Origin of the sequence: Bacillus sp. RC252 (assembly GCF_044909215.1) — a bacterium.
Lineage (GTDB): Bacteria > Bacillota > Bacilli > Bacillales > Bacillaceae_G > Bacillus_A > Bacillus_A mycoides.
This window is the reverse complement of record NZ_JBIYDV010000011.1, coordinates 40,084-59,517: the sequence shown is the minus strand read 5'-3', so window position 1 is coordinate 59,517 and position 19,434 is coordinate 40,084. Positions and strand designations below refer to the sequence as shown.

Genomic DNA, 19,434 nt, shown 5'->3' with positions numbered 1-19,434 from the left:
TTGATCGAACTCCTTAGATTTTGCCTACAAGGTCAAGGCTTGGTTTAAGTGTTGCAGAACCCTCTTGCCATTTAGCTGGGCAAACTTCACCTGGGTTGTTACGTACGTATTGAGCTGCTTTAATTTTGTTAACAAGGATGCTTGCGTCACGGCCGATACCGTCAGCATTGATTTCCATAGATTGGATAACGCCGTCTGGATCGATGATGAATGTACCACGAGCAGCAAGACCTTCTTCTTCCATTAAAACGTTGAAGTTTGTAGTGATTGTGCGAGTTGGGTCACCAATCATAATGTATTCGATTTTGCCGATAGTTTCTGAGCTATCATGCCATGCTTTGTGAGTGAAGTGAGTGTCTGTAGATACAGAGTATACTTCAACGCCTAAGTCTTTTAGAGTTGCGTATTGGTTTTGTAAGTCTTCAAGTTCAGTTGGACAAACGAATGTGAAGTCTGCTGGGTAGAAACAAACTACGCTCCATTTTCCTTTTAAACTTTCGTCAGTAACTTGGATAAATTCTCCATTATGGTAAGCATTAGCTTTAAACGGTTTTACTTCTGTGCCGATTAATAACATATTAAAATTCCTCCTAAAGGTTGGTTTTGAGCATCGGAAATTAGTTTGCTCATAAAATATATTTTTTAATTAACTATAATAATTCTAATTCGATATTAATTATCATATAGAAGTGGTTATTTTGTCAAGAGAATAAACCAACTTTATACCAATTTAATTAATATTTATTCTCAATTAAGGCTACTAGGGAATTAAAAGGTAATTTTCAAGTCATAAATTTTCAATGAGTGTTTGAAAGAGTAGTGTGTATGTTAGGGACATGGTGTAAGTATAAATTCTTAGGAAGGAAATATTTCTTAGAAGTTGTGGATTTGAAAAGGAACTGCTTACTTCTATTTTACAAAGAATTGTGCAATAAATAAAACAAAATGTATCGGAATCTTTGTGAACAATTATTGTCATCATAAATATATATAATAAGAAGTATATTGCAATGAGAAATAGAAACATTGACGCTCATTTCTAACAAGATATAATAAAAGCGAGATATGTATTGCAATAGTGAAGATATAGTATAGATTGAAAAAGTTTCAGTCTATTATTTTTTACGGCTTTTAGAAAACGTTTACATTTAGTGTGGGGGGGAAACCATGTCTAAGTTCACGAAGTATTTTTTAATGGAAGCTAAAGATGTGATTGCATATGTGCAAGAGAAATTACCTAAGTTCGAGCATGCAAAGGGGCTAAAGTGTAAAGAAATAGGTGATGGTAATTTAAATTATGTGTTCCGCGTTTGGGATGAACAGAAGAGCATTTCTGTCATTGTAAAGCAAGCTGGGGATACAGCGCGTATTTCAGATGAGTTTAAGTTGTCGACGAATCGAATCCGTATAGAATCAGATGTTTTGCGATTAGAAGGAGAGTTAGCATCTGGACTCGTGCCAAATGTATATTTGTTTGATAGTGTGATGAATTGTTGCGTGATGGAAGATTTATCAGATCACACAATATTGCGTACAGCACTCATAAATCATCAAATGTTTCCGAGGTTTGCTGAGGATTTAACTACTTTTATGGTAAACACTCTTCTATTAACATCAGATGTTGTAATGAATCATAAAGAAAAGAAGGAACTCGTGAAGAATTATATAAATCCTGAGTTATGTGAGATTACAGAGGACCTCGTATATTCAGAGCCATTTACAAATCATAATAAACGCAACGAATTGTTTCAATTAAACGAAGGATGGATTAGAGAGCTTATTTATAGTGATAAAGAGCTTCGTATGGAAGTAGCAAAACTTAAGTTTTCTTTTATGACGAATGCACAAGCGCTGCTTCACGGTGATTTACATACTGGTTCTGTTTTTGTAAAAAGTGATTCTACAAAGGTTATTGATCCTGAATTTGCTTTTTATGGACCTATGGGATATGACGTTGGGAATATAATGGCGAATTTAATGTTTGCATGGGTGAATGCAGATGCAGTGATGCAATCTGGTATTGAGAAAGATACATATATGAACTGGATAGAATCTACCATGATAGATGTAATTGATTTATTTAAGAAGAAGTTTTTAGATGCTTGGGATATTCATGTAACAGAGATTATGGCGAAGGAAGAAGGTTTTAACCAAGTTTATTTACAATCTGTATTAGAGGATACAGCTGCAGTGACGGGTCTTGAGTTAATTCGTCGTATTGTTGGTCTAGCGAAGGTGAAGGATATGACTTGTATTGAGAATGATGCAGCGCGTGCTAGAGCGGAGCGAATTTGTCTACAGGCAGCGAAGAAGTTTATTTTACAAGCGAATCAATATAAAACAGGTAGTAGCTTTGTAGAAACGTTAAAAAAACAGTCAATGCATAGTGCGAAATAAGGGGAGAAGATGATGGCAGAGCAATTAATACCAATTCAGTGGAAAGATGATGCTTTAGTGTTATTGGATCAAACGGTATTACCGAACGAAGTAGTCTATGAATCTTTTAAAACAGCTGAGGGTGTGTGGGATGCGATTCAAGTAATGAAAGTACGAGGAGCGCCGGCAATAGGTGTTTCAGCAGCCTACGGTGTGTATTTAGGAGTAAAGGAAGTTGCGGAAAGTTCGGCGGAAGAATTCATAGAGGAAGTAAAAAAGGTATGTGCATACTTAGCGACATCAAGACCGACGGCAGTAAATTTATTTTGGGCGCTTGAAAGAATGGAAAGTGTAGCGAAAGAGAATGCTCACTTATCAATTGCGCAGTTGAAAGATAGATTATTAGAAGAAGCAAAAAAGATTCATAGAGAAGATGAAGAAATTAACCGTCAAATTGGAGAACATGCATTAACATTATTCCATGATGGCATGGGGGTATTAACGCATTGTAATGCAGGTGCGTTAGCAACGACTAAGTATGGTACTGCGACAGCTCCAATGTACTTAGCGAAAGAAAAAGGATGGGACTTAAAAATCTATTCCGATGAAACACGCCCTAGATTACAAGGTTCAACGTTAACGGCATTAGAACTGCAGCGAGCGGGAATTGATGTAACGGTCATTACAGATAATATGGCGGCAATGGTCATGTCACAAGGGAAAATCGATGCAGTAATCGTTGGATGTGATCGTGTAGCAGCAAACGGGGATGTAGCAAATAAAATTGGAACATTAGGTGTTTCGATTTTGGCTAAATATTATAACATTCCGTTTTATGTAGCAGCACCAACGCCGACAATTGATTTGAAAACACTGACAGGAAAAGAAATTCCAATTGAAGAAAGAGATGCTTCTGAAGTGATCAATCGTTTCGGACAATACTCTGCTCCGCAAGAAAGTAAAGTATACAATCCGGCATTTGATGTCACGCCATATGAAAATGTAACAGCGATTATTACGGAAAAAGGAATTGTGAGAGCACCGTTTATGGAGAATTTAAAAAAGCTATTTCAATAAGTAGATAGTTTTTAGAAAAATAGTCATCATAAGTTTCTTACTAGGGGGATGTATATGTTATTGCAAAAAGAAAGAGAAGAAGTTGTAGCGTACGGAAAGAAAATGATTTCTAGTGGTTTAACAAAGGGGACTGGCGGTAATATTAGTATTTTCAATCGTGAACAAGGTCTTGTTGCAATTAGCCCAAGTGGTCTAGATTATTATGAAACGACGCCTGAAGATGTAGTTATATTGAATTTAGATGGTGAAGTGATAGAAGGAGAGAGAAAACCATCAAGCGAATTAGATATGCACCTTATCTATTATAGAAATCGTGAAGATATAAATGCGCTTGTACATACACATTCTCCTTATGCGAAGACAATCGCATCATTAGGATGGGAACTTCCTGCTGTATCATATTTAATTGCTTTTGCAGGTCCGAATGTTCGCTGTGCACCATATGAAACATTTGGTACGAAGCAATTAGCAGAGGCTGCTTTGGAAGGAATGATTGATCGTCGTGCAGTTTTACTTGCGAATCATGGTTTAATGGCTGGTGCAAATAATATAAAAATGGCGTTTACTATTGCAGAAGAAATAGAGTTTTGTGCTCAAATTTATTATCAAACGAAAAGTGTTGGAGAACCGAAATTACTGCCAGAAGACGAGATGGAGAATTTGTCGAAGAAGTTTGAAGGGTATGGACAACAGTAGAATGAAATGAAAACACCCTCAAGAAAAAATCTTGAGGGTGTTTCTTACACTTTCTTGAGCAACAAATACATAAAGTAAGGTGCACCAATTAAAGCAACGACAATACCAGCTGGAATACCGCTAGGTTCGACGATATTTCGTCCAATTGTATCCGCTAGTAGTAATAACCATCCGCCGATTAAAACGGCGATAGGGATGAATATTTGATGCCTTGGACCTACTAAAGATTTGGCGATGTGAGGAGCCATAAGTCCGATAAAGCTAATGCCTCCTGTTACGGAAACAGCAGCGGCAGCAAGTGCAACGGCTGCGATTAATAAGTATCTTCGTTCTTTTTCAATTTCAATTCCAACACCGATTGCTACTGGTTCGTTTAATGCTAGTATATTTAATCGATTTGCTTTATAGAAGACAAATGGGATTAATACGATTAGCCATGGAAGCATTGCTAAAACAAATGTCCAGTCATCTCCCCAAATGTTTCCGGCAATCCATTTAGCGATAAAGTCTACCTTCATACGATCTGCAGATGAAATAAGTACAATCATCGCGCCAGATAGTGCAAAGGAAAAACCGATACCGGTTAATGTTAATCTTATTGGCTGAAGGCCTGTGGATTTGCTATATGAAAATACGTAAATTAGAACAGCTGTTAGAAACGCACCGATAAATCCAACGACTGGTAGTAGGTAAAGAAATGAACCTACATCTATCGGGAAGTATAGAAAGAAAACAGAAACTGCAACACCAGCACCAGCGTTAATGCCGAGAATACCAGGTTCAGCTAAATCGTTTCGGGTAATACCTTGTAATATAGCACCTGATAAAGCGAGTGCCATACCGGCTAATAATGTAATGACGATTCTAGGTAGCCTTAAAGAATATAAAACGAATTCTTCTTTAAATGTACCTTGTCCCATAAGTGTTGGGATTAATCTGTCATAGGAGAGAGCGGCAGAACCGAGTCCCATTCCAATTACAATTGTTGTGATGGTAAGTATGAGTAATGCAAGTATGATAAGGCGTTGTTTCTTTAGAATAGATTGCATCATGAGAAAGTTCTTCCTCCTTTACGTACAATAAATAGGAAGAATGGTAATCCTACAATTGCGACGATTGCAGCAACTGGTGTTTCATACGGAGCGTTAATTGTACGTCCGATTGTGTCTGCGAGCAGCATAAAGGAAGCACCAGCAATCGCTGACATCGGTATAACAAAACGGTAATCTGGTCCAACGATTGGACGAACCATATGGGGTACCATAAGGCCGATAAATGCCATGTTTCCGACAAGTGCTACAGAAGCACCAGCAAGCAAGATAATAATGATAAATAAAATCGTTTTAATAACGATTATTTTTTGACCGAGTCCAACGGCAACTTCTTCACTGAAACTAAGAACTGTTAATTTCTTTGCAAGTAAGATAGCGATAAATATACTTATTGAAATAACCGGAATAATAATTTTTAATTGGCTCCAACTCGTTCCAATTACGCCCCCAGCCGTCCACATTGATACATCTTGTGAAATTTTAAAGTAAATGCCAACACCTTCTGAGATTGCAAGTAGAAATGCTGAAACAGCAGCACCAGCTAATACAATTCGAAGAGGAGAAAGTCCGCCCTTTTTCACCATGCCAATTCCAAATACCATAATAGCCCCAATTGCAGCACCGATAAAGCAAGCTAGTGTTAAGTAAAGGTAGCTTATAGAAGGATTGAAGGCAAGTGTTAGTGCAAGTGCAGCATTTGCGCCACCAGTTAGGCCAAGTAATCCAGGATCGGCAAGTGGGTTTCGCGTTAATCCTTGCATAATTGCACCAGAAACAGCGAGTCCAGCTCCTACAAAAATAGCAGCAACTTCACGTGGTAAACGTATTTCACGAAGGATGGATAGCTTATCTCCTTTAGCAGAGGAAGTAAGTGCTAACCATACGTCTTTTATAGAAGTATCTGCAGCGCCTAACACCATTGCAAACATAAAAATAAGAAAGAATGCAATGATACTCAAAATTAATTTGTATGTAAAAGCGTTGGAACGTAGGTTGTCTTGCTCTTTTTTCATCAGTTTCACATCTTTTCTTTTCATAGAATAAAGGAAGAGGAATTCTTAAATTAAGAATTCCTCATGTTTGTATTATTGACCAAGAAAGCTCTTCTTGAAGAAGTCTAGTTGGAAATCTAATGTAAGTGGATCATTGAAATAGAATTCCATCATGTTTGCTTCATATACACGATTATTTTTTACTGCCGGAATGTTTTTATATGATTCTGTCTCTTGGAATGAGTTATCAGTATCTTTGTTTTTACTTACGATTAAGTAATCACCAGCAAACTCAGGTAATACCTCAGTAGATAATGCGTAGTATCCTTCTTTTAAGGCTTTTTCTTTTACTTTTTCAGGCATTTTTAATTTCATTTCTTGGTAAAGAATTTCTGTTCCACGGCCCCAGTTTTCGCCGTATACGTAAAGCTGCTTGTTGAAGTTTTCAACAACAGAAACGGTTGCATCTTCACCGATCTTCGCTTTAATGTCTTTTCCAGCTGTTTGTGCGCGTTTCTTGAAATCATCAACCCAAGTTTTTGCTTCTTTTTCTTTATTTAATAATTTACCGATTTCTAAGTGTTGTGTTAAGTAATCAACTTTTCCGTAAGTGTATGTTACAGTAGGAGCGATTTTCTTTAACTTATCAACATTTTTAATATTTGATAAACCAATGATTAAATCTGGATTTAATTCAGCAATTTTTTCAACATTCTCATCTGATACTTCAGCGACATTTTTCAGTTTGCTATCAAAACGTGGGTTTTGTTTAGACCATGAATCTACCCCAACAAGATTTACACCTAATGACATTACGTTACCAGCGAATGATGATAGGACAACAACACGTTGTGGATTTGCTGGAACTTCAACTTTACCATTTTCAGATTGGTATGTAATTGTTTCTGATTTCTTACCTTTTGCGTCGTTCTTCTTGTCTGTTGAACCATTGCTACAAGCACTCATAACAAGGACGAACAGAACTGTTAGTGAAATGAATAATTTTTTCATCGTCTTTCTCCTTTTGATAGATGATATGTGATATACAATAAATTGTTTGGCTTTGATCTTTTGAAAAGTTAGTGGTAATACAAAAGTCTTATTAACAATCTTGAACTTGAGATTTTACCATATAGTATTCACCATAGTAATAGAAGAAGATGTAATCTCACAGTTGCTAATAATTAACAAATTGATAATGATTATCACTATTGATTCTTTAAATACTATAATTTTATATAGGTGTATTGTCAATAGTGATTTTGATTGTAAAATTTATAAAAACAAGTTATATTTTATTGAGAATGATAATCAATTATTGGTAGCTGAGGAGTGACACGAATGAATCAAGAAGAATTGTTTGATGTAACTGTGATAGGCGGAGGACCTGCAGGGCTTTATTCAGCTTTTTATAGTGGACTAAGAGAGATGAAAACGAAAATAATAGAATTTCAACCACAGTTAGGTGGAAAAATACATGTTTATCCGGAGAAAATGATTTGGGATATTGGCGGATTATTACCGGTTACTGGTGATAAATTAATTGAGCAACTTGTACAACAAGGATTAACATTTCAGCCTGAAGTTGTATTGAATACAAAAATAGAATCAATTATTCGTAATCAGGATGGCATTTTTACATTGAAAACAAGCTCTGGGGAAGAACATTTTTCAAAAACAGTGATCGTCGCAACTGGGAGTGGTATATTGAATCCACAAAAGTTATCAATTGAAGGTGCTGAGAGATTCGAAGTCTCAAATTTAAATTATACAGTTAAATCGTTAAAACGTTTCAAAGATAAAACGGTAATTATTTCAGGCGGAGGGAACTCCGCAATTGATTGGGCGAACGAATTAGAACCAATCGCAAAAAAAGTTTATTTAACATATAGAAAAGAAGAATTATCTGGTCATGAAGCACAAGTAAAACAACTTATGAACAGTTCAGCAGAATGTTTCTTTAATACATCGATTACAAAATTAATTGCTGGTGATAACCATGAAGCGATTGAATATATAGAATTAACAAATCATGAAACTGGAGAAATTTCTCATTTATCTATCGATGAAGTTATTATTAATCATGGATATGAACGCGATATAACATTATTAGAAAATAGTGAGCTAGATGTTGCTATTGTTGACAATTATTATATTGCAGGGAATGCAAATAGTGAGTCCTCGGTAGACGGATTATATGCCGCTGGAGATATTTTAAAGCATGAAGGGAAATTGCATTTAATCGCAGGGGCATTCCAAGATGCTGGAAACGCTGTGAATAAAGCGAAACAATTTATTCAACCTGATGCAAGTGAGTACGGAATGGTTTCTTCTCATAATGAAGTATTTAAGAAGAGAAATCGAGAATTGATTAAGCAGATGATGAAATAATAAAGGAACAAGTATACCCCCATTTACATCTCTATTTCTATGGACGAGAGATACAAATGGGGTTTTTCCTGTTTACTATATTTTCAATCATTTTCATGACACCGTTTTCATTAGTTCATGTCATATGAATGTATTTCTATAAAAAGGGAATACAAAGACTTGAACATTTTATTTGTAAATCTTTCTAGGAAACAATGAATCTATAGTTGGTTTGTGCGGACCATTATTAAATTATGCGGTCCCTTTTGTCTGTTCATTAGGAAATGGAATATTTTGTATAGAAACAATATATTGTTTTCCATGTTGTCGAGCTAATGATTCTAATATTTGACGAACGCGTTTTGTAAGATTGCCTTGTTTTTTTATAGCTTCACAATATGCATCATAGAAAACGTATTTAGCCCAAAGGAAATCATCTTGTTGGAATAAGAAATGATTTTTGTACCATTCACCAATCGTATGATAACAATTATTTTCATGTACTGCTGCACTTTGTGAAAGAATACGATCGGATAAAGACTTAGATAGATGAGAAATTGTGTTTTCTGTTTCAACTCGTAATGTTTTTTCTAACATTGTAATGATGTGACGAGTAGCCATATGTTAACTCTCCTTTGTGTAAATGGGTAATACCATTCTATATTTAAAAAATACTTACTATACTATTATACAATATATGGAATGCATCTACCTGCTTTTTAATTTGTATTTACAAAATCTTTTTTATTTGTTTACAAAAATAAAGTAAGATACATTATGTATATGAAAAAATAATAAAGGAATGAACACATTGTATATAACGATAGAAGAGGCTGCGGAGTATTTGAAATTACCAAAATCGTATGTTGAAGACTTAATTCAGCAAAAGAAAGTTCGTGCATTGTTTGATGGAGAGCAATATTTAATAAATAAGGAACAGTTTAATACACATTTAGAACAAATGGAGAAATATAAGCAGTTAGTGGAAGAAATATTAAATGAACCAATTCCAGAAGATATGGATGTTAAAGACGAAGATTAAATTTATAAAAAGCCCCCGTATTAAGATATGCAGAAATGTATCTTAATACGGGGGCTTTTTATATTAAGGGATGAAAAAGTCATACGAAATTCTAGAGTTACTTTAAGGGAAAGAAGATTTTATAGGGATTAGTATTATTAGTTAAAAGCATATTTTTTCATAGCGGGGACAAACATAGCGAACATAACCTGTACAGATACATATACTATCAGTGCAAAAGCTTATAAATTAATGGAAGGGGTTTTCTCGTGAGTTTACTTCATTGTGATTTTTTGAAAGATTTAATTGGATCTTATGTAAGAGTAAACAGAGGTGGACCAGAATCTCAAAAAGGAACAATAGTATCAGTGTGTACGGACTACTTCGTATTAAAGAATGAAAAAGGAGAGCGCTATTACTATCAGCTTCGCCATCTGAAAAGTATTACAAAGAATACGAAAGATTGTGTAACAGATGATTGTGGCTGGTTGGAATATGACTGTGCAGAAGATTTTGAAAAGCTACTTCAAAGCTTCAAATACCGCTGGGTAAAAATTAATCGTGGTGGTCCAGAGAAAGTTGAAGGCATTTTACAAGACGTTTCTTGTGATTATGTAACGTTAATTATAAAAGAGGAAGTTATATTAATTGCACTAGCTCATATTAAAAGTGTTAGTTATAACGAATCAGTATGTGGAGAGAGCGATGAGAAAAGTGATGAAAGTAGCAATGATTCAAGTCGAGCTCGTGCACAAAGACAATCAAGAAGAGGAAGATAATAAGAAAGGAGGATATGAAATTGGAGAGTCTATTATGCTGTGATCAAATTAAAGGTTTAGTCGGTGAAAATGTAAAGGTAAATCTGCGCGGGCCGGAAAGTCGAGTAGGTGTACTTTTATCGTTGGGGAAAGATTACCTTACACTACAATTACCTCATGGAGAAGTAGTATATTATCAGTTGAAACATGTGAAGAGTCTAGTCAAGAAAGTGAAAGAAACAAAATGTGACGATTACTATGGTTCATGTTTCTATTCTGATGAAGATACTTTTTTAGATGTATTAAGTGACCTGAAGTATAAGTGGATAAAGGTTAATCGTGGTGGACCAGAGTGTGTGGAAGGTTTATTAAGTGAAGTACATGATGAATGCATTACGCTAGTAAATGGTGATGAAGTCATTTACGTGATTATTTATCATATTAAGAGTGTGAATCAAGTAGTTAAGTGTAAAAAGAATGAAGAAGAATAATGTTTGATAAATAAGAGGGGCATTATGATTGGAAGTGAAGAACGATTTCATAGTTCGCTACAATTATTAGCGATATATGAAAAAGAATTTCTTACTACTAAAAGACAGAACATTGCCCTGATTATTTTTTTAGAAATGGAAGGCAGGAAAAGTAGTATTTTATAGAAAGGAGGATATAGATGAATGAGTTAAACAAAAATATTGGAGAAAATATATACGTTAAATTAATCGGTGAAAAAAGATTTAAAGGTGTATTAATTGATGTAGGAAATGATATTGTAGTTCTTTACAATGGACAAGACTATGTATATATATCTTTATACCATATCCAGTATTATAAATTTTTAAGAGAGCATGATGAAGAAATATTAAAGCCTGGTGTGGACTCTGTAATTAAGAGGGAATCACCTTCAATTTCTTTGAGAAAAGTATTAATCACATCTAAAGGGATTTTTACAGAAATTTATGTGGCAGGAAATGTTCCGATACACGGTTATGTTACAAGTGTGATGAACGATTATATTGTTTTTTATAGCCCTGTTTACAAAACTGTATATATATCTTTAAAGCATTTGAAGTGGTTAATTCCTTATAAAGAGAACCAAGTACCTTATTCCCTCAATAAAAATGAACTCCCCGTAAATCCATTAAATATTACTCTAGCTAGAACTTTTGAAGAACAGCTTATTAAAATGTCAGGGAAAATTATGGTGTTTGATTTAGGCGAGGAATCTAATAAAATCGGAAAGATGACGAAAATTGATGAAGGGCATATTGAAATATTAAAAGCACGTGACGCAAAAATGTACGTGAATATTCAACATGTGAAATCTGTCCATTGTCCGTAGGCTAGTTGAAAGGGCTGGCTTTTTCTTTTATATATAGGGAAGAAAAGGTCGAGCCTATTTGTTTAATTCGATTTGGATATGAGGGGAAAATGAATTGAATATCATATAGGTATGTTAGTGTGATCTTTGAAGGGGCAATCTTGTACTAAAGGTGTACGAGCTACCTTTTGGTGTATTCAACTCACTTTTTGAGGAAGAGCTGCTCAACTACTTTATTAAAGGGGTTTTGTTTGTGGAGCAGTTTCCAAATTCGTTTTCGATTACATTACTTGGAAGTGCTGGTGGAGCAGCAAAAGCAGTGTTAGCAATTTTGAATCAAGCGGTAGTAAATGAAAAAGATCCAATTTATGAAGTGATAAAGAATGTGAACTTCCATTTGGTGGATATAAAACAAAAAGATAAAAGTTATTATGATGAGTTGTTTCCAAATTTGAAAGAGCAATTTTTTTTATATGAAATAAACCTTCAAGATGTAGTCAAATTTAAACATCATTTAAAGGAAAAAAGAACGAAGGTTGTTATTGATGTTTCAGGTGCAGATACAATTAGGGTACTGAGTTGTTGTAATGACCTTGGCATTTGTTATATTAATTCGGCTTTGGAAAATGAGGCAGTAGATCAAGACGATAGTTTACTTGGTTTTCAGCTTACGGAAAGGTATACGAGGTTTGAGAAGGAGAAAGAAACATTTACAAATACAAGAGCGATTATAGGCTCAGGTATGAATCCTGGTGTTGTTCAATGGATGGTTGTTGAGCTTATGAAAGAACGTCCAAATGAAAAGCCGCGAGCATGCTATATTGTAGAACATGATACTTCATTTTTGAATGATAAAGAGCTTATAAAACCTCATACACTTTATGCATCATGGGCAGTTGAGCGTTTTCTTGATGAAGCGATATGGAGTTATCCTATGTATATGAGTCATCATCGTCCACTTTACTTTTATGAGGATGTATATGCTTCAGAGTATAAAGTAAAGTTAGGTGAAAAAGAATTTTATGGTTGCTTAATGCCACATGAAGAAGTTTTAATTTTAGGGAAATCTTTTAATATGGAAGTGGGTTTTCTTTATCGGATCAATGAGTATACAACAAACTTAATTAGACAGAACTTAGATAAAGTGGAAGATTTATGGAATTGGAATCGTAAAGTATTTAATCCAGCAGAAGATGATATTATAGGAGAAGATTTAGTCGGTGTGTTGCTCGTTTATGAACATAATGAGACATACATGTATAATGTAATGAATAGTAGCCAAGTTTTTCAAAAATATAAAACAAATGCGACGTACTTCCAAGTAGGGTGTGGAATTTATGCTGGCTTATGTAGTTTACTGTTAGATACTTTTGGACAAGGCGCTTATTATGTAGAAGAATTATTATTAAATACTGAAAGTAAGTATGGGGAATATTTAAATTTATATATGAAGGATTTTGTAGTAGGACATAATAATTTCACAGATGGATTGCTAAATGATAGGGTAAGATGGATATAAATTGTAACTGAAAAGGAAGGAGCTGTATCTCCTTCCTTTTAGTATTAGAAGGTTACATGTTGCCCTGAAAGCAATTTCATAATTATAATTTAAAGAGATAACACTTGAAATGTTTTTTGGTATTGATCAAGAGGAGTTTTTATATGAACAAATACAAGAGCTTGATTTATGAAGAAAGAGGAGCTTTAAAAGTATTTATATTATTATTCTATATTATATTCTTTTTATATGACGTTATCTATTATTTTGTTTATCCCGCTATGAATATTAATGAAGCAAGGGTAGGGTGGCCAGAAGGTGGTATGGGAATAGGTGTATATATATTAGTAATATCTTTATTTCCTATTTCAATATATCTTCAAAAACAAGGTTATGTATATTTTGTGAAATACTTATTTTTAATTGGGTACATGCTTATTGATCTTATTAATAACTTAATGATTTATTTACACAGTGATCGTGTTTTTGAAAATGGAAATATGGTTGAAATATTTTTAATTTTATTTGCACCGATTTTCGTGAACAGAAAATATTTTTATTTCGTTTCCTGTAGTGTAATTGGAAAATATGTATTTTTTACTTTGATATTACAAGATGTAAAAGTTGTGATTCCGCTTGTATTATGTATATTCTTTTTCATCATTTCGCATTCTTTATTAAAGAGATTTCAATCTTATGTAAGGACAGTTATTGAGATGATGAACAGTATGAAAGAGACAGAAAATTTAGCGGTTATTGGGACTATGTCTACAACAATCGCTCATGAAATTCGAAATCCATTAACAGCTTTAAAAGGATTTACACAAATTCAAAAAGAAAGAAATCCTGAAGATACGATGAGCTATGAGATTATGCTGCAAGAAATTGAGAGAATTAATGGGTTTGTTAGTGAATTGATGTTATTAGGAAAACCGAAACCAACAAATTATGAATGGTGTAATATAGGGGAAATCCTTTTATATGTTGTACAGTTAATGGAAAGCTATGCGACTCAATATAAAGTGAAATTTAATTTGCAAGTAGATGGAAATTTACCCGTTATAAATGGTGATGATAAGCAATTAAAACAAGTGTTGTTAAACATCATCAAAAATGGAATTGAATCGATGCCAGGAGGCGGAAATATTCAGATTCTGGCATATGAAAAAGCTGGAGAGAACTTGTGTATTTCTGTTGAAGATCAAGGTCTTGGGATAGAAAATGAGAAAATAGAAAAGATCGGAAAAGCTTTTTATACAACAAAAGAGAATGGTACAGGTCTTGGATTAATGATTACATATAAAATTATTGAAGAACATCAAGGGAGTATCGTGATTGAAAGTAGTATGGGGATAGGAACGAAAGTGGAAATTTATTTACCAACAGTGTAGTACATTAGACGAAATTACTTTTCAGAAAAGTGTTCTTGTTGTGTAAATATAAACATTTTATAAAATGTTTCAAGAAGGGTTTTTTTTATAAAAAACTTCGTTTATAATGGAGGAAAATATCGACATAGAGCTTTTAGCTCATGTAACGGTTCAGTAGTGTTATGAAAAGAAAAGAAGGGGTGCACGCGCATCCTTTTTTCTATGCGGATATGATGAAAGGGGTGGTATGATGGAATTAACATTAAATTCGACTGTATGTTTACACACGATTCAATTTCGAAAAGAGCAAAAGAACTATATTGTAAAAGATACGATTACAGGAGAGACATATGAAATGCCGCCACTTTGGATTGATGCACTAGCAATGATGCGTGACGGTTTTTTATTGGGAGAAATTGAGGAGAAATTAAAAGAAGAATATCCAGCAGAAGAAGTAAATATGGTAGCATTTACGAGGCAACTGTTAGAGCTAGAACTTGTCGAAATGGTAGATGGAGAAGAGATAGCTTGTACAAAGAAGAAAGATAAAGATTATTTGGCTTGGATACGACCAAGGGTGGAGCAATTCTTTTTTAACTTAAATAAAAAATATAAAAGCAAAGGTCAAAAGTGATCTTTGCTTTTTTGTAGACCATGTTTAAAAAATAACAGCGAATGCCCTTGCGAAAGCACCGTCACTATTTTTAATTTTTAAAGGTGCTGCTGAGAAAAAGAATCGTTTCGCTTTAATGGCATCTAAGTTTGTTAAGTTTTCAATTAAGTAAATATTATTTCCTAACAGTATGTGATGAATCGGTGATGTTTCTGTCGTTACCTCATCAGGAGAAATAAAATCTAAACCGACAGATTTTACTTTTAATTGAACTAGTTCCTCAGCTAATTCTTCGGAAAGATAAAACGCTTCTTTCTCATAAGCTTCGGTATTCCATTTATTAGATAGATTGGAATGGAAAATGACAATATCGCCTTCTTTTATGTCGACAGTATGTAATACTTCCTTAGGTAATTTTCGCTCTTGAACATGAGTCACATCGATAAGAACAGCTTCGCCTACAAATTGATTTAGGGGTAATTGATCAATAGTGGTTGCGCCTGAAATGAAATGAGCAGGCGCATCACAATGCGTACCAACATGAACGACAGAATGAAAATTCGTAACTTGATAACCTGTTTCTTCAACGCTTGTAATGGCTTCTAGTTGGATTTTTGGTGTTCCAGGAAATTGAGACATATTATTTTCAAACGTTTGTGATAGATCAATTACTTTCATTTTACATACCTCCAATATATTTTTTTCAAATAATAAAAAGCCCATCCTTCATAATCAAGAAAGATGAGCTTTACATACTAGTTGAGTTTTATCTTCCAAAATGCAATGCATTTTGCAGGAATTAGCACCTATTCAGTTTGCATAAACTGAGGTTGCTGGGCTTCAAAGGACCGGTCCCTCTGCCTCTCTTGATAAAGGTTTATTCGGTTTTAAATTCGGAATGTTTGTGATATTTAAATTGTAATTCATTTCCTTTTTTCGTGCAATACAAATTAGGTGTTCACCCAAATAAAGTTGCTCGCATATTGTAGCTTATGTAAGTAGACTGTTGCGAAGGAGTGAGTGCAGTGACAGGGAATGTATTAAATTATTATGCTGGTGGCAATACAGCTAGAGGATTTCATAATTTATACGAAGAGAATTTAAAAGGGCTAGATAGGTTGTTTATTTTAAAGGGTGGTCCAGGAACGGGAAAATCTTCTTTAATTAAGGCAATAGGTCGTGAATGGGTTGAAAAAGGATATGATATTGAACTTTTGCATTGTTCTTCTGATAATAAGTCAGTTGATGGAGTGATTATTCCGAAATTAAAAATAGGAATTGTTGATGGAACATCACCGCATGTTATTGAGCCGAAAATGCCAGGAGTTATTGAAGAGTATATAAATTTAGGAGTTGCTTGGGACTCAGATAAATTAAGAAAGCAGAAGTTAGAAATTGAACGGTTTGTATTAGAAGCGGGAAAGGCTTTCAAATCTGCTTACGGATGTTTTAAAGAGGCATTAGTTATACATGATGAGTGGGAGAAAATATATATTAATAACATTGATTTTAATAAAGCAAATGAACTAACAGATCAGCTAATTCAGAAATTATTTGCAGATAAAAAGGGAGAACAATCGATTGTGAAACATCGTTTTTTAGGAGCTGCTACACCGAAAGGAGCAGTTGATTTTGTTCCTAATTTAACAGAAGGGTTACCACATCGTTATTTTATAAAAGGACGCCCGGGCTCTGGAAAATCAACAATGCTCAAAAAGTTATCGAAGGCAGCAGAAGAAAAAGGTTTTGACGTTGAAGTATATCATTGCGGATTTGACCCGAATAGTCTTGATATGGTTATCGTAAGAGAATTAGGATTTGCAATTTTTGATAGTACCGCACCACATGAATATTTTCCAAGTCGCGAAGGTGATGAGATTATAGATATGTATGCTCTTATTGTTAAACCGGGGACGGATGAGAAGTATGCTACAGAAATTCGTGACGTTTCCATTCAATATAAAGCAAAAATGAATGAGGCAATGTCTTTCTTAGCAAAAGCAAAATCAGTTCGTGATAAATTAGAACGAATTTATATTGCTGCTATGGATTTTTCAAAAGTGGATGCATATAAAGAGGAAATTCAAAAAGAGTTTGAACGAATTACTGCTACTGTAATTGAAAATAAAAAATAGGTGCTTTATTGAGCTGTCAGAAATTGTCTGACAGCTGTTTTGGTATATAGTAAAATTAGTCGTATATTTGTCGAATTCCCAGGGAAATAATCAAAAAATGGAGATGGTATGAAATGAGAGAGAAAATTGAATTAGAACTAGAGCGAATTGAAAAAGAGAATGGTGTGAAAATTTTATTCGCTGTGGAATCAGGGAGTCGGGCGTGGGGGTTTCCATCGAAAGATAGTGATTATGATGTTAGGTTTGTTTATATACACCCTGTAGAATGGTATTTATCAATCCATGATAAGCGTGATGTAATCGAATATCCAATTAGTGATGATTTAGACATAAGTGGTTGGGATATTAAAAAGGCTTTGCAACTGTTTGCAAAGTCAAATCCAGCGTTACTCGAATGGATTCGATCGCCGATTTTTTATTCGGAAAACTCGAACCTTCCAGAGCAGCTTCAGCAAATGAGTGAAAAGGATTTTAATCCGAAATCAACGATATATCATTACTTACATATGGCTTCAAAAAACTATCGTGAATTTTTACAAGGTGAAAATGTAAAGTTGAAAAAGTACTTTTACGTATTACGTCCTATTTTAGCTTGTAAATGGTTAGAAGAGAAAGGGACATTGCCCCCAGTAGAATTTGACCGGTTAATTATGGAACTATCAGTAGAGCCTAGTGTATTGAATGAAATTGAAAAGTTGTTAGTAAAGAAAAAAGCGGGTACGGAATTAGATGTTGGATTGAAAGTTCAGGCGTTAAATCAATTTTTAGAAGAACAAATTGATTATTATCAGCAATACGTGAAAGGGATTGAAAAGGGATTAGGGATTGGTAAGGGCTGATTAAAGTTTCACTTTATTTTGTAGGAATAAAGAAAACAGATATAGCTGCGATAAGACCTGCAAAGGAGAATAAGTAAAAATTCCACGCCAAGTCATATTGCATTGTCATAATAATACCGACAAGAATAGGGCCAGCAATCGCACCAACTCGGCCAAGTCCAAGTCCCCAGCCTAAGGAGGTAGCTCGTATATGTGATGGGAAGTATTGTGTTACATAAGCATTTAATATTTGAGTAATACCGACTGATCCAATTCCAGCAAGACCAATTAAAAGATAAATGATTGTAACAGATGGTTTAATTGTTAATAGTCCAATACATATGGCTGCCATAAGATAGGAGATACTAATAACAATTTTTGCTCCTATACGATCGGCAATCGCCCCAGCAAATAATGCACCGATAGCTGCAGTAATATTTAGTATAAGTAGAAATGATAAACTAGATCCAAGAGGGTATCCTGCCTGGCGCATCATCTGTGGTAGCCAAGTATTTAAACCGTATATTAAAAACATTCCCATTATATAAGTGAGCCAAAAAAGTAGTGTTGCTTTTATGTAATCTTTTGAGAATAACGTAAGAAATCCATTTTTCTTTTGTATATTAGATGGTGTTTCAGGAATTTCATCTTTTACATGGAATTCAATTTGAAAGCGATTAAGAATTTTATTCACTTCTTCTTGTCGATTTCGCGATAATAAAAATTGAATGGACTCAGGTAAATAACGAATAATGAAAGGAATGAGGAGTAGCGGAATCATTCCGATGCCAAACATAATTCTCCATCCGAAATCTTCTAGCATAAACATGGATAAAATAGCGCCTAACACGATACCTAAAGGATAGCCGGTAAACATAAGAGCATAAATAAAAGATTGCCGTTTTTTTGGTGAATATTCAACAGTAAGTGCTGAAGCCGTTGGGATAACACCGCCTAATCCGATTCCTCCGATAAATCGAGATAACCCAAATAATTCAGGAGAAGGAGCAATTGCAGCTAAGCCCATTGTTATAGAAAAAAGGGCTAAACAGCATATAAGTGTCCATTTTCGTCCAATTAGATCTGTAATGGTTCCAACTAGAATAGCACCAATAAACATCCCAAATAAAGCATAGCTGGCAATTGTTCCAGCGTGGGCTGGTGATAGTGCCCAGCTTTTGTCTTCTAGGAGCTTTGGCAGAACGGCGCCGTAAATACCTAAATCATATCCGTCAGCTAGAATGGCTAGCCAACAAATAAAAACAACAAGTTTTGTAATAGAACTTGAAAAGATAGTTTCTGTAGATTCTAGATGAGGTGGAGCAGAAGGTTGCATAGTA

Annotated in this window: 21 protein-coding genes and 1 riboswitch; of the genes, 14 read left to right on the top strand and 7 right to left on the bottom strand. The window is 34.4% G+C overall.

The window, feature by feature from the left end:
* Nucleotides 1-13 precede the first annotated feature (13 nt).
* Nucleotides 14-577, bottom strand: a complete 564-nt coding sequence (gene ahpC / locus ABH960_RS16950; protein ID WP_000924420.1) for an alkyl hydroperoxide reductase subunit C — start codon at nt 575-577, stop codon at nt 14-16.
* A gap of 590 nt (nt 578-1,167) precedes the next feature.
* Here ahpC and mtnK point away from each other — a divergent pair.
* Genes mtnK through ABH960_RS16935 form a run of 3 tightly spaced genes read left to right on the top strand, consistent with a single transcriptional unit; the run spans nt 1,168 to nt 4,149 of the window.
* Nucleotides 1,168-2,397: an S-methyl-5-thioribose kinase gene (mtnK, locus tag ABH960_RS16945; RefSeq protein WP_404446867.1), complete on the top strand. Its 1,230-nt coding sequence runs from the start codon at nt 1,168-1,170 to the stop codon at nt 2,395-2,397.
* A gap of 12 nt (nt 2,398-2,409) precedes the next feature.
* A complete protein-coding gene (mtnA, locus tag ABH960_RS16940) occupies nt 2,410-3,453 on the top strand; it encodes an S-methyl-5-thioribose-1-phosphate isomerase (protein WP_404446864.1) in 1,044 nt (347 codons plus the stop codon).
* Between the two features lie 54 nt (nt 3,454-3,507).
* Nucleotides 3,508-4,149, top strand: a complete 642-nt coding sequence (locus ABH960_RS16935) for an L-fuculose-phosphate aldolase (protein WP_404446861.1) — start codon at nt 3,508-3,510, stop codon at nt 4,147-4,149.
* 44 nt (nt 4,150-4,193) lie between these two features.
* On the opposite strand, the gene ABH960_RS16930 is transcribed toward ABH960_RS16935, so the two are convergent.
* From ABH960_RS16930 to ABH960_RS16920, 3 genes are read right to left on the bottom strand one after another with little or no spacing between them, the layout of a single operon-like run.
* Nucleotides 4,194-5,201 carry a FecCD family ABC transporter permease gene (locus tag ABH960_RS16930; protein ID WP_044444293.1) on the bottom strand — a complete coding sequence of 336 codons (1,008 nt, stop codon included), beginning with the start codon at nt 5,199-5,201 and terminating at the stop codon, nt 4,194-4,196.
* Nucleotides 5,198-6,238: a FecCD family ABC transporter permease gene (locus ABH960_RS16925; RefSeq protein WP_002139451.1), complete on the bottom strand. Its 1,041-nt coding sequence runs from the start codon at nt 6,236-6,238 to the stop codon at nt 5,198-5,200. Before ABH960_RS16925 ends, ABH960_RS16930 begins: the two co-directional genes overlap by 4 nt.
* A 48-nt stretch (nt 6,239-6,286) precedes the next feature.
* The gene (locus tag ABH960_RS16920) at nt 6,287-7,204 is read right to left on the bottom strand and encodes an iron-hydroxamate ABC transporter substrate-binding protein (protein WP_000732562.1); all 918 of its coding nucleotides are present in this window, start codon (nt 7,202-7,204) and stop codon (nt 6,287-6,289) included.
* Nucleotides 7,205-7,534: 330 nt separating this feature from the next.
* Here ABH960_RS16920 and ABH960_RS16915 point away from each other — a divergent pair, with 330 nt between their 5' ends.
* Nucleotides 7,535-8,584, top strand: a complete 1,050-nt coding sequence (locus tag ABH960_RS16915) for an NAD(P)/FAD-dependent oxidoreductase (RefSeq protein ID WP_113938012.1) — start codon at nt 7,535-7,537, stop codon at nt 8,582-8,584.
* Between the two features lie 231 nt (nt 8,585-8,815).
* Here the strand turns inward: ABH960_RS16915 and ABH960_RS16910 are convergent, their stop codons facing one another.
* Nucleotides 8,816-9,184 (bottom strand): hypothetical protein, encoded by a 369-nt coding sequence (locus ABH960_RS16910; RefSeq protein ID WP_016103223.1) that lies wholly within the window; start codon nt 9,182-9,184, stop codon nt 8,816-8,818.
* A 181-nt stretch (nt 9,185-9,365) separates the two neighbouring features.
* On the opposite strand from ABH960_RS16910, the gene ABH960_RS16905 reads away from it, so the two are divergent.
* From ABH960_RS16905 to ABH960_RS16870, 8 genes are all read left to right on the top strand, one after another.
* On the top strand, nt 9,366-9,605 hold the full coding sequence (locus ABH960_RS16905; RefSeq protein WP_002010190.1) for a helix-turn-helix domain-containing protein: 240 nt from the start codon (nt 9,366-9,368) through the stop codon (nt 9,603-9,605).
* Between the two features lie 248 nt (nt 9,606-9,853).
* On the top strand, nt 9,854-10,363 hold the full coding sequence (locus tag ABH960_RS16900) for a spore coat protein (RefSeq protein WP_113938010.1): 510 nt from the start codon (nt 9,854-9,856) through the stop codon (nt 10,361-10,363).
* 20 nt (nt 10,364-10,383) lie between these two features.
* On the top strand, nt 10,384-10,833 hold the full coding sequence (locus ABH960_RS16895) for a spore coat protein (RefSeq protein ID WP_113938009.1): 450 nt from the start codon (nt 10,384-10,386) through the stop codon (nt 10,831-10,833).
* A gap of 24 nt (nt 10,834-10,857) precedes the next feature.
* Nucleotides 10,858-10,998 carry a hypothetical protein gene (locus tag ABH960_RS16890; protein WP_219300418.1) on the top strand — a complete coding sequence of 47 codons (141 nt, stop codon included), beginning with the start codon at nt 10,858-10,860 and terminating at the stop codon, nt 10,996-10,998.
* A 14-nt stretch (nt 10,999-11,012) separates the two neighbouring features.
* The gene (locus tag ABH960_RS16885; RefSeq protein ID WP_002016710.1) at nt 11,013-11,681 is read left to right on the top strand and encodes an LSm family protein; all 669 of its coding nucleotides are present in this window, start codon (nt 11,013-11,015) and stop codon (nt 11,679-11,681) included.
* A 232-nt stretch (nt 11,682-11,913) separates the two neighbouring features.
* A complete protein-coding gene (locus ABH960_RS16880; RefSeq protein WP_404446853.1) occupies nt 11,914-13,179 on the top strand; it encodes an S-adenosylmethionine decarboxylase related protein in 1,266 nt (421 codons plus the stop codon).
* Nucleotides 13,180-13,322: 143 nt separating this feature from the next.
* A complete protein-coding gene (locus tag ABH960_RS16875; protein ID WP_404446850.1) occupies nt 13,323-14,549 on the top strand; it encodes an ATP-binding protein in 1,227 nt (408 codons plus the stop codon).
* Between the two features lie 229 nt (nt 14,550-14,778).
* A complete protein-coding gene (locus tag ABH960_RS16870; RefSeq protein WP_033708170.1) occupies nt 14,779-15,162 on the top strand; it encodes a hypothetical protein in 384 nt (127 codons plus the stop codon).
* 24 nt (nt 15,163-15,186) lie between these two features.
* Here the strand turns inward: ABH960_RS16870 and ABH960_RS16865 are convergent, their stop codons facing one another.
* On the bottom strand, nt 15,187-15,819 hold the full coding sequence (locus tag ABH960_RS16865; protein ID WP_002091277.1) for a cyclase family protein: 633 nt from the start codon (nt 15,817-15,819) through the stop codon (nt 15,187-15,189).
* 85 nt (nt 15,820-15,904) lie between these two features.
* Nucleotides 15,905-16,017: riboswitch (SAM riboswitch) on the bottom strand.
* A 149-nt stretch (nt 16,018-16,166) separates the two neighbouring features.
* Here ABH960_RS16865 and ABH960_RS16860 point away from each other — a divergent pair.
* Nucleotides 16,167-17,276, top strand: coding sequence for a PRK06851 family protein (locus ABH960_RS16860; protein WP_404446846.1), 1,110 nt, complete (start codon nt 16,167-16,169; stop codon nt 17,274-17,276).
* A 113-nt stretch (nt 17,277-17,389) separates the two neighbouring features.
* A complete protein-coding gene (locus ABH960_RS16855; protein ID WP_404446843.1) occupies nt 17,390-18,115 on the top strand; it encodes a nucleotidyltransferase domain-containing protein in 726 nt (241 codons plus the stop codon).
* A gap of 13 nt (nt 18,116-18,128) precedes the next feature.
* Here ABH960_RS16855 and ABH960_RS16850 read toward each other — a convergent pair whose 3' ends face one another.
* Nucleotides 18,129-19,430, bottom strand: a complete 1,302-nt coding sequence (locus tag ABH960_RS16850; RefSeq protein WP_002016702.1) for an MFS transporter — start codon at nt 19,428-19,430, stop codon at nt 18,129-18,131.
* Nucleotides 19,431-19,434 lie beyond the last annotated feature (4 nt).

Excerpts from the sequence above, each read along its gene's own strand:
- ahpC (WP_000924420.1), bottom strand. The coding sequence starts at position 577 with ATGTTATTAATCGGCACAGAAGTAAAACCGTTTAAAGCTAATGCTTAC.
- mtnK (WP_404446867.1), top strand. The coding sequence starts at position 1,168 with ATGTCTAAGTTCACGAAGTATTTTTTAATGGAAGCTAAAGATGTGATT.
- mtnA (WP_404446864.1), top strand. The coding sequence starts at position 2,410 with ATGGCAGAGCAATTAATACCAATTCAGTGGAAAGATGATGCTTTAGTG.
- ABH960_RS16935 (WP_404446861.1), top strand. The coding sequence starts at position 3,508 with ATGTTATTGCAAAAAGAAAGAGAAGAAGTTGTAGCGTACGGAAAGAAA.
- ABH960_RS16930 (WP_044444293.1), bottom strand. The coding sequence starts at position 5,201 with ATGATGCAATCTATTCTAAAGAAACAACGCCTTATCATACTTGCATTA.
- ABH960_RS16925 (WP_002139451.1), bottom strand. The coding sequence starts at position 6,238 with ATGAAAAGAAAAGATGTGAAACTGATGAAAAAAGAGCAAGACAACCTA.
- ABH960_RS16920 (WP_000732562.1), bottom strand. The coding sequence starts at position 7,204 with ATGAAAAAATTATTCATTTCACTAACAGTTCTGTTCGTCCTTGTTATG.
- ABH960_RS16915 (WP_113938012.1), top strand. The coding sequence starts at position 7,535 with ATGAATCAAGAAGAATTGTTTGATGTAACTGTGATAGGCGGAGGACCT.
- ABH960_RS16910 (WP_016103223.1), bottom strand. The coding sequence starts at position 9,184 with ATGGCTACTCGTCACATCATTACAATGTTAGAAAAAACATTACGAGTT.
- ABH960_RS16905 (WP_002010190.1), top strand. The coding sequence starts at position 9,366 with ATGAACACATTGTATATAACGATAGAAGAGGCTGCGGAGTATTTGAAA.
- ABH960_RS16890 (WP_219300418.1), top strand. The coding sequence starts at position 10,858 with ATGATTGGAAGTGAAGAACGATTTCATAGTTCGCTACAATTATTAGCG.
- ABH960_RS16885 (WP_002016710.1), top strand. The coding sequence starts at position 11,013 with ATGAATGAGTTAAACAAAAATATTGGAGAAAATATATACGTTAAATTA.
- ABH960_RS16875 (WP_404446850.1), top strand. The coding sequence starts at position 13,323 with ATGAACAAATACAAGAGCTTGATTTATGAAGAAAGAGGAGCTTTAAAA.
- ABH960_RS16870 (WP_033708170.1), top strand. The coding sequence starts at position 14,779 with ATGGAATTAACATTAAATTCGACTGTATGTTTACACACGATTCAATTT.
- ABH960_RS16865 (WP_002091277.1), bottom strand. The coding sequence starts at position 15,819 with ATGAAAGTAATTGATCTATCACAAACGTTTGAAAATAATATGTCTCAA.
- ABH960_RS16855 (WP_404446843.1), top strand. The coding sequence starts at position 17,390 with ATGAGAGAGAAAATTGAATTAGAACTAGAGCGAATTGAAAAAGAGAAT.
- ABH960_RS16850 (WP_002016702.1), bottom strand. The coding sequence starts at position 19,430 with ATGCAACCTTCTGCTCCACCTCATCTAGAATCTACAGAAACTATCTTT.